This window comes from Nitrosomonas sp. Nm33 (genome assembly GCF_900107265.1).
GTDB lineage: Bacteria > Pseudomonadota > Gammaproteobacteria > Burkholderiales > Nitrosomonadaceae > Nitrosomonas.
On record NZ_FNPJ01000012.1, the window covers coordinates 49,058 to 57,913 of the forward strand.

Here is an 8,856-nt window from a genome sequence, read left to right on the forward strand (position 1 = left end):
AATCTATTGCAAGACTGATGGCAAATAAATAAACAGTATACTACGGCAGTGATCTGCCGTAGTTGTTTGTTCAGTCTTCGCTTTTCACAGATAATTAATTGCTTGATTCAGCATAAATTCCTGAGTTGAGTTGACCTGGGCGTCTAAAGGAGCGTTTCTTGCCATCGTTACCAGTGGAACGCTCGAATTTATGAGGGTGGTTCCTGTTTGAATCTGCGTGATTAAATGAATTTTTTTCATTTGATGCCCAAGAACGATTACGCTTATGAACAACATGAGGAACTTTTTGGGTTTTTCCCTCATTTTGCCCAATTCGTGGCTTGAATTTTGGTTCCATCCCTGGAATGACAGAAGGGGTAATGCGCTGACCCATGAAACGTTCAATTCTCTTCAGGCTGATGCTATCTTTCCCGGAGGCAAAGGAAACAGCAACGCCTGAAGCGCCAGCGCGGCCTGTTCGTCCGATACGATGCACATAGTCTTCAGCAAATTTCGGCAAATCAAAATTAATAACGTGAGTGATATCGGCGATATCAATTCCTCTTGCCGCCACATCAGTTGCAACCAGTATACGAAGTCTGCCATTACGCAGTTTAGTCAACGTGCGCGTGCGTTCACGCTGACTCATGTCGCCGTGGAGTGCTTCAGCCCCATGTCCTTGTGCTGCGAGATCATCAGCTAATTCATCTGCGTCACGTTTGGTTGCAGTAAAAACAATGGCTTGCTTGAGTGATTGATCACGCAATAGATGATCGAGCAGTCTATTCTTGTGAGAGAGATCATCCACGTAATGAAGTCGCTGCTCAATGTTTTCCAGCTTGGTGCGCTGTGAAGCAACTTGGATACGTTTAGGGGACTTCAATAAACGTGCTGCAATTTTGTCTATCGTCGAGTCAAGTGTGGCGGAGAACAATAATGTTTGACGACTTGATGGTGTAGCTGAGGCAATACTTTCGACATCTTGGACAAATCCCATGTCTAGCATACGATCTGCTTCGTCTAATACCAACATTTCCAGGCGGGAGAAATCAATACGTCCCCGCTGAATATGGTCGATTAGACGTCCGGGTGTTGCAACCAAGATATCGACATTTTGAGATAATAATTTGTTTTGCAATACGTAAGACATTCCACCCAAAATACTAACGACTTTGATGCGAGGCAGGTATTTGCCATACTTGCTTGCTGCATCAGAGACTTGCAAGGCTAATTCACGAGTGGGTGTCAATACGAGGATGCGCGGTCCACGACCATGTACTTTTGTAGGTGTAGCGATGCGATGAAGTGCAGGTAACATGAATGCAGCCGTTTTGCCAGTGCCTGTTTGGGCCGAAGCCATGACATCATGACCTTGAATTAATTGTGGAATAGCTTGTTGTTGGATAGGTGTTGGTGTGGTGTAACCTAAATCATTAATTGCTTTGATAATAGCGGGATGTAAATTCAAATCTTCAAAAGACACGTTGTTTTCCTGATGTGTATAAATAAAAAATACGCGAGCAGGGATTGAGACCAGAAACTCGTAGGTAACAAATACCGCTGGCGCAAAAATAAAGCATCGCAGCTAACCAGTGGTATTACGCAATTTCCAGACTACGTAGTGGGAAAATCGGAAGAAGGTCAGAAACGATGGAATCTAAAAAGATAGCTACTATTTGAGTAGACCATGCAGTATACCGGAATTACCAAATATGTCGAGTCTTTTTTTCAATTGCCGAGTCAAAAAAGCTGGCTATCTTAAAGAAAGAACGCTATTTACTTTCGGAACTGGTGCGAAAGCAGATAGCAAGCATTAATATTTGGCTGAAGTTATCGTTACTTTAGCGAATTTACGCTTGCCTACTTGGATAATGATGGTTTCACCTGCTGCTATTTGGATTGCCTTATCGATAATTTTATTACCATTTAGCTTTACACCTCCCTGCTCAATCATCCGCAACGCTTCGCTGCTACTAGATGTCAATCCTGCTTGCTTCAGTAACTGGGCAATAGAAATATTGTTATCGTCAATCTGGAGTAATTTTTCAGGAATGTCATCTGGTATCGCCCCTTTTTTAAAGCGAGTCTCGAAATCGATCAGTGCTTTCTCAGCATCCGCCTTAGTATGGAAGCGGGTAACGATCTCCTGAGCAAACAGTACTTTAATTTCTCGTGGATTTCGACCTTGCTCTACCTCCTGCTTCCACTCATGGATAGTATCTAATGATTCAAATGACAATAACTCAATATAGCGCCACATCAAAGTATCGGAAACTGACATGAGTTTTCCGAAGACATCGGGAGGGCTTTCAGTAATACCAACATAGTTATTCAAAGATTTGGACATTTTGTTGATGCCATCTAATCCTTCCAGCAATGGCATGGTGAGAATGCATTGAGGGAGCTGGCCAAAATGTTTTTGTAATTCGCGTCCCATCAATAAATTGAATTTTTGGTCAGTACCGCCTAATTCGATATCGGCCTTGAGGGCAACTGAGTCATAGCCTTGAATGAGCGGGTAGAGAAACTCATGGAGAGCAATAGGTTGGTTATTACGATAACGTTTGTTGAAGTCGTCTCTTTCCAGCATCCGGGCAACAGTGTGAGTTGCAGAAAGTTTGATTAGATCAGCGGCGTTAAGTTTATCCATCCAGGTGGAGTTAAATACTACTTCGGTCTGGTCCGATCTAAGAATTTTAAAAACCTGACTTGTATAAGATTTTGCATTCTGCGTGACTTCCTCACGTGTTAGCGGAGGGCGTGTTGAATTTTTACCAGTAGGATCGCCGATCATTCCCGTAAAATCACCAATCAGAAATAGGATATGGTGACCCATATCCTGCAATTGGCGTAGCTTATTGAGCAATACCGTATGACCCAGGTGCAAATCAGGCGCAGTAGGGTCAAATCCGGCTTTAACTCTCAAAGGAGTGCCGGCCTTGAGTTTTTGGATTAATTCTTCTTCTACCAACAGTTCATGACAACCGCGTTTGATTTTTTTTAATTGATCGGTAATTGAATTAGGCACAATAAATACAATGGGTTATTTTTGGGATCTTAAGAATTTGCTTATTTTAAGTTTGTTTGCTATGGAATACCAGGCTAGTGATTGCACATTTTTGTGCTAGACTTTACGGCCGGCTCATAACAGGGCTCCAATAGATAGGAGATGTAACATAAGATGCTATATACGTCACCACGCGATAAAATGAGAATTCTAGCGCAAAAGCCATCGGTGTTTACACATAAAAGATTACGGTGGTTAACAATCTTATCCAGTCTGCCCCTATTTGGTATGGTAACTGCATTTGGTATCGCGCCAAATACTTCTTTGCAAGATATCCCGGAACGTAAAATTGTTCGTACTCTTCCACTTCCTGAAATGGCAATTTCTACTGATACTAATAGTGCTTTCTGGCGTCAGGAAAACATTCGTCGTGGGGACACGATTGCTGCGATTCTTTCGCGCTTGGAAATTAATCAGCAGGATAAAGACAATTTCTTACGCGCTGCCAAAGACAGTAAGGCAATGCGGCAACTCAAACCAGGAGAAATTATTCATGCTGAAACAACAGCAGATGGGGAATTGTTAGCGCTACGATATTTTTATGGCAATGGTGAGCAGTTCCTCATAGAGAAGGTTGATGATGCTTATGAAATGAGCGAGCAATCTGCTGAAGTAAACGCGCGTGTCAGTGTTGGGTCTGGAGTTATAGAAAGTTCTTTGTTTGCAGCTACGGATGCTGCTGGATTGCCCACTAGTATTGCGATCCAGATTGCTAATATTTTCGCATCAGATATTGATTTTTACCGCGACTTGCAAAAAGGTGATCGTTTCACGGTTGTTTATGAGACTTTTCATGATAATGGCGAGAATACTCAATATGGGCGTGTTTTAGCGGTTGAATTTATCAACAAGGGTAAATCTTATCGGGCAGTCTATTTCCAAGCCCCCGATGAAGAAGGTGATTACTATACACCTTCCGGTGAGAGTTTACGCAAACCGTTTTTGCGAGCGCCACTAGAATTTTCTCGAATCAGTTCAGGATTCACAAATGCTCGTTTCCATCCGATATTGAAGCAATGGCGAGCTCATAGGGGAATTGATTATGCAGCACCAACTGGTACCCCTGTTATGGCAACGGCAGATGGAATATTAGAGTACAGTGGGTGGAAGAACGGATATGGTAACCTGATCGTATTAAAGCACCGGGAAGAATACAGTACTGCTTATGGTCATTTATCCGCTTTCAAAAAAGGAATACAAAAAACAAGATATATTAAGCAAGGTGAAGTGATCGGATATGTTGGTTCAACCGGAATGGCAACAGGTCCACATCTACATTATGAGCTTCGTATAAATGGTGTTCAGCGCGATCCGTCAAAGATGGTAATGCCTGCTGCACTTCCTATCAGTAAAAGAAATAGAGCTGCATTTCATAGAGATACTAAAGAACTTGTTGCTCGCTTAGATCTGCTTCGTAATGCCAATTTTGCTTCCGCCAACTGATTCCTAGGTTTTATAAATATACTACAGTTTAGCGAGTTAATCCTTTGAGAGAATCTCTTTATATAGGGATCATGTCTGGAACAAGCCTCGATGGAGTGGATGCAGCTTTAGTCGACTTTAATTCTTCGACTCCTTCCTTGATCCAGACTTATTTCTTGGCGTACGACAAATACTTACGGGAGCAGTTGTTGGCGTTAAATCAGGCTGGCTATGATGAGCTTCATCGTGCTGCTTTACTGAGTAATAAACTATCTAGATCATATGCTGATGCGGTAGAAGGTCTTCTTGGCAAAAGTGGGATTAGCTCGCAAAGTATTACTGCTATTGGCTGTCATGGGCAGACAGTGAGACATTGTCCTCAATCTGAAAGTGCTTATAGTATCCAATTAGGTAATGCTGCACTTTTGGCGGAACTTACTGGTATTACTGTAGTTGCAGATTTCCGAAATCGTGATATCGCAGCAGGAGGGCAGGGTGCTCCTTTGGTGCCGGCATTTCATCAAGTTATGTTTGGCCGTCCAGAAAAACATTGTATCATAGTTAATATTGGTGGCATTGCAAACATTACTAGTCTTTCACCTAAGGGGGAGGTTATTGGTTTTGATTGCGGCCCAGGGAATATATTAATGGATGCTTGGTGTTTACAGCACAAAGGAAGCATCTATGATCACAATGGCTCTTGGGCTGAAACTGGATGTATTATTCCAGGATTACTGGAAGCATTGCTAGCATTTTCCTTTTTCTCGCTACCACCACCGAAAAGTACGGGTAGAGAGATGTTTAATAGTGAGTGGTTAAAAAGTTATTTGCATGGAAAAGAATCACCCAAAGATGTGCAAGCAACATTGCTGAGACTTTCGGTTGAAGCAATTGCGCAATCCATAAAGCTTCATTTCCCGGAGGCCGAAGAAATTTATTTGTGTGGAGGGGGTGCACGCAATGGAAAGTTGGTAGCTGAGCTGGAAGCAGCTTTACCTGGGAAAAGCGTGAATCTGACCGATATGTTGGGTATCGATGCAGATTGGATGGAAGCGTTTGCGTTTGCCTGGTTAGCCAAACAAACGATTAGTAAAGTGCCTGGTAATCTTCCCTCTGTTACGGGTGCTCAAGGTCACCGGATTCTTGGGGCAATTTATACTGCCTGAGCCTCGGTGGCTAAACAATTAAATAGAGAAGGAAGAGCCACAGCCGCATGTACTTGCCGCAGAGGGGTTCCGAATAATGAACTGCGCTCCTTGAGGATTCTCCTGGTAATCAATTTCGGCACCAATTAAATATTGGAAACTCATTGAATCAACTAAGAGTTTTACTCCTTCTTTTTCTATAACAAAATCATCTTCATTAATGATTTCATCGAAAGTAAAACCATATTGAAAGCCTGAACATCCTCCCCCACTTACGAAGACTCTTAATTTTAAATTATGGTTTCCTTCTTCTTCTATAAGATGCTTAACTTTGTCTGCTGCATTCTCAGTAAAAAATAAAGGTGACTGCTTTTCGGTATTTGCGTTAGTAATCGTTGCACTCATATCTCTCCACCTATCTATTATTAAATAAAAATCTTGAATAAGTTATATTGTTATTTTGGTATTTTAAAAATCAGCTTATGCCTGAAATTTATTTTATTTAGAAGTATTTCTCTTGGAACAGTTTCTTATTCAATAGGATAAATTAAGTTCAAAATATTGTTTAAGGCAATAATGGAGCATGTTCAATTCCTAATGTTTCCGGAAATCCAAATATGATATTCATGTTTTGTACTGCCTGCCCCGCTGCGCCCTTCACGAGATTATCTGTTACCGAAAGTATTACCGCAATGTCGCCATCCTGGGGGCGATGTACTGCAATTCGACAATAATTAGATCCCCGGACGGAGCGTGTTTCTGGATGATTGCCCGTTGGCAGTACATCGACAAATGGCTCTTTGGCATAACGATCCACATATAAAGTTTGCAAATCAACCTTTTTAGTAAGTTTTGCATAGAGCGTTGCATGTATTCCGCGAATCATGGGTGTAAGGTGAGGCACAAAGGTAAGACCAATCTGTTTCTTAGCTATATTGGATAAGCCCTGTTTTATTTCAGGTAGATGGCGATGCCCTGGCACTGCATAAGACTTGAAGTTATCAGCAGCTTCTGAAAATAAGGTATGGACTTCTGCTTTACGTCCTGCGCCTGATACTCCTGATTTAGCATCAGCAATCAGATGATTCATATCTACTACCCCAGCTTCAATTAAAGGCAAGAAGCCTAATTGTACTGCGGTAGGATAACAACCAGGGTTAGCTATTAGTCGCGCATTTTTTATTTGTTCACGATTTATTTCAGGCAAGCCATATACTGCTTCTGCAACTAATTCCGGATAAGCATGAGGCATTCCATACCACTTTTCCCATTCCGCGACATCTTTGATACGAAAATCTGCAGATAAATCAATAACAAGAACACCAGCGTCGTACAAGGCCTTTGCCTGTTGCATAGCAACTCCATTGGGCGTTGCAAAAAAAACGATATCACATTTATTTAGCTCCGCTTTGCTGGGATCAGTAAATTTAAGTGTTACTTGTTTACGTAAACTGGGAAATAATTCATCAACAGACATGCCAGCTTCCTGGCGCGATGTGATTACTTTTAATTGAACTTTTGGGTGTTGTGCGAGAATGCGTAACAACTCCACCCCTGTGTAGCCTGTTCCGCCTACTATACCGACTTTTATCATAGAGTTCCTGTGCACTAGAGCGTATCTTAATTCTGGTAAAACAAAAAAGCCGCCAATATAGGCGGCTTTTTTATTGAAAAGTTCAACAAATCAACGTTTAGAAAATTGTTTACGCCGCCGTGCTTTTCGTAGACCAACTTTCTTCCGCTCAACCTCACGCGCATCGCGTGTCACAAAACCTGCCTTACTTAAAACCGGTTTAAGGGAAGCGTCATAATCAATTAGAGCCCTGGTTATTCCGTGGCGTACTGCCCCTGCTTGTCCAGATTCTCCGCCACCGCAGATATTGACCATTATATCCAGATTCGTCACGTTACCAGTTAACTCAAGCGGTTGACGAACAATCATGCGACCGGTTTCACGTGAGAAATACTCATCGAGTGGCTTATTATTTATGGTAAATAGACCATTTCCCGGTTTAATAAAGACTCTAGCTACAGCGCTCTTCCTGCGACCGGTCCCGTAATTATAATTTATTGCCATAAATTAAGCCCTGATGTCTAATAGCTTTGGTTGCTGTGCAGTATGAGGATGTGTGTCTCCTGCATACACCTTAAGTTTTTTGAACATGGCATAGCCTAAAGGACCTTTAGGTAACATGCCTTTAACTGCTTTTTCTAAAGGCCTTCCAGGAAAACGTGCATGCATTTTCTTGAAACTAGTTTCGTATATTCCTCCAGGATAGCCACTGTGACGGTAATATTTCTTATCTTCTGCCTTATTACCCGTTACACGTATCTTGTCAACATTAACGACAACGATATAATCTCCTGTATCAATATGAGGAGTATAGATAGGTTTATGTTTTCCACGCAAACGATGTGCTATCGCTGCAGCTAATCTTCCTAAAACTTTATCGGTCGCATCTATAACAAACCAATCATGTGTGATTTCATGTGGTTTAGCTGAAAAGGTTTTCACTGAACTTATCTCGCTTTGTATTTTATTGAGTGTATTCTTCTTATACACAAATCAACAAAGAATATTATGCTAATCAAAAGAAATTGTCAATTTTCAAGTCTCTTCCAGTATAAAATCAGTCTGCAGAGAGCTGGCAGATAATTAGATTTCTAATGGAAAATCTAGCTTTTTCTCGGATTACTTACTATCTGATTGAAGAGTATTGATAGTAACGTAATATTGCATTATTTCTAGAATAAACGTAACATCCTGAGTTTTTTTAGCAAGAATTAAGGAATTATATGGCCAATACTGCGCAAGCCAAGAAGCGGGCAAGACAAACTATCGTGAGGCGAGAGCAAAATTTTAGCTTGCGGTCCAGAATGAGAACTGCGATCAAAAGCGTAAGAAAAGCGATTGAATCCGGAGATAAAAATTTAGCTGAGACTGTGTTTAGGAAATCAACCAGTATTTTGGATTCTATCGCAGATAAAGGGATTATTCATAAAAATAAGGCCGCGCGGCATAAAAGCCGTTTAGCAAGTTCGATTAAAGCTATGGTGTGATAATCTGGGTAGAAATTTTCGTGTATTAATTTTTTAAAAAAGAAACTTAAAAAAAGCAAAAAGGGAGGAGAGAGGAATGAATGCCAGGAAATGGCTGAAGGGGCTAGCAATAGCCTGTGGGGTAATGTTTGCTGGGGTATTGCATGCGAACCTGTCGACAGTACCGGATGAGACGTACAAGGC

General features: G+C 41.4%; 9 protein-coding genes. 3 read left to right on the forward strand and 6 right to left on the reverse strand.

Annotated features, from left to right (window positions below; all coding sequences use genetic code 11):
• Positions 1-94: 94 nt before the first annotated feature.
• Together BLV54_RS04445 and tyrS are read right to left on the reverse strand one after the other, a co-directional pair.
• Positions 95-1,462: a DEAD/DEAH box helicase gene (locus BLV54_RS04445; protein WP_090568349.1), complete on the reverse strand. Its 1,368-nt coding sequence runs from the start codon at positions 1,460-1,462 to the stop codon at positions 95-97.
• Positions 1,463-1,792: 330 nt separating this feature from the next.
• Positions 1,793-3,007, reverse strand: coding sequence for a tyrosine--tRNA ligase (gene tyrS / locus BLV54_RS04450; RefSeq protein WP_090568352.1), 1,215 nt, complete (start codon positions 3,005-3,007; stop codon positions 1,793-1,795).
• A 267-nt stretch (positions 3,008-3,274) separates the two neighbouring features.
• Between tyrS and BLV54_RS04455 the strand changes: the two genes are divergently transcribed.
• On the forward strand, positions 3,275-4,489 hold the full coding sequence (locus BLV54_RS04455; RefSeq protein WP_371113271.1) for a peptidoglycan DD-metalloendopeptidase family protein: 1,215 nt from the start codon (positions 3,275-3,277) through the stop codon (positions 4,487-4,489).
• A gap of 44 nt (positions 4,490-4,533) precedes the next feature.
• The gene (locus tag BLV54_RS04460) at positions 4,534-5,634 is read left to right on the forward strand and encodes an anhydro-N-acetylmuramic acid kinase (RefSeq protein ID WP_090568358.1); all 1,101 of its coding nucleotides are present in this window, start codon (positions 4,534-4,536) and stop codon (positions 5,632-5,634) included.
• Between the two features lie 18 nt (positions 5,635-5,652).
• On the opposite strand, the gene erpA is transcribed toward BLV54_RS04460, so the two are convergent.
• From erpA to rplM, 4 genes are all read right to left on the reverse strand, one after another.
• Positions 5,653-6,018 (reverse strand): iron-sulfur cluster insertion protein ErpA, encoded by a 366-nt coding sequence (erpA, locus tag BLV54_RS04465; protein WP_090568360.1) that lies wholly within the window; start codon positions 6,016-6,018, stop codon positions 5,653-5,655.
• 160 nt (positions 6,019-6,178) lie between these two features.
• On the reverse strand, positions 6,179-7,207 hold the full coding sequence (argC, locus tag BLV54_RS04470) for an N-acetyl-gamma-glutamyl-phosphate reductase (RefSeq protein WP_090568362.1): 1,029 nt from the start codon (positions 7,205-7,207) through the stop codon (positions 6,179-6,181).
• Positions 7,208-7,297: 90 nt separating this feature from the next.
• Positions 7,298-7,690: a 30S ribosomal protein S9 gene (gene rpsI / locus BLV54_RS04475; RefSeq protein ID WP_090568365.1), complete on the reverse strand. Its 393-nt coding sequence runs from the start codon at positions 7,688-7,690 to the stop codon at positions 7,298-7,300.
• A gap of 3 nt (positions 7,691-7,693) precedes the next feature.
• Positions 7,694-8,128 (reverse strand): 50S ribosomal protein L13, encoded by a 435-nt coding sequence (gene rplM, locus BLV54_RS04480; protein WP_090568368.1) that lies wholly within the window; start codon positions 8,126-8,128, stop codon positions 7,694-7,696.
• 281 nt (positions 8,129-8,409) lie between these two features.
• Here rplM and rpsT point away from each other — a divergent pair, with 281 nt between their 5' ends.
• A complete protein-coding gene (gene rpsT, locus BLV54_RS04485) occupies positions 8,410-8,673 on the forward strand; it encodes a 30S ribosomal protein S20 (RefSeq protein WP_090568371.1) in 264 nt (87 codons plus the stop codon).
• Positions 8,674-8,856 lie beyond the last annotated feature (183 nt).

Excerpts from the sequence above, each read along its gene's own strand:
- BLV54_RS04455 (WP_371113271.1), top strand. The coding sequence starts at position 3,275 with ATGGTAACTGCATTTGGTATCGCGCCAAATACTTCTTTGCAAGATATC.
- erpA (WP_090568360.1), bottom strand. The coding sequence starts at position 6,018 with ATGAGTGCAACGATTACTAACGCAAATACCGAAAAGCAGTCACCTTTA.
- argC (WP_090568362.1), bottom strand. The coding sequence starts at position 7,207 with ATGATAAAAGTCGGTATAGTAGGCGGAACAGGCTACACAGGGGTGGAG.
- rpsI (WP_090568365.1), bottom strand. The coding sequence starts at position 7,690 with ATGGCAATAAATTATAATTACGGGACCGGTCGCAGGAAGAGCGCTGTA.
- rpsT (WP_090568371.1), top strand. The coding sequence starts at position 8,410 with ATGGCCAATACTGCGCAAGCCAAGAAGCGGGCAAGACAAACTATCGTG.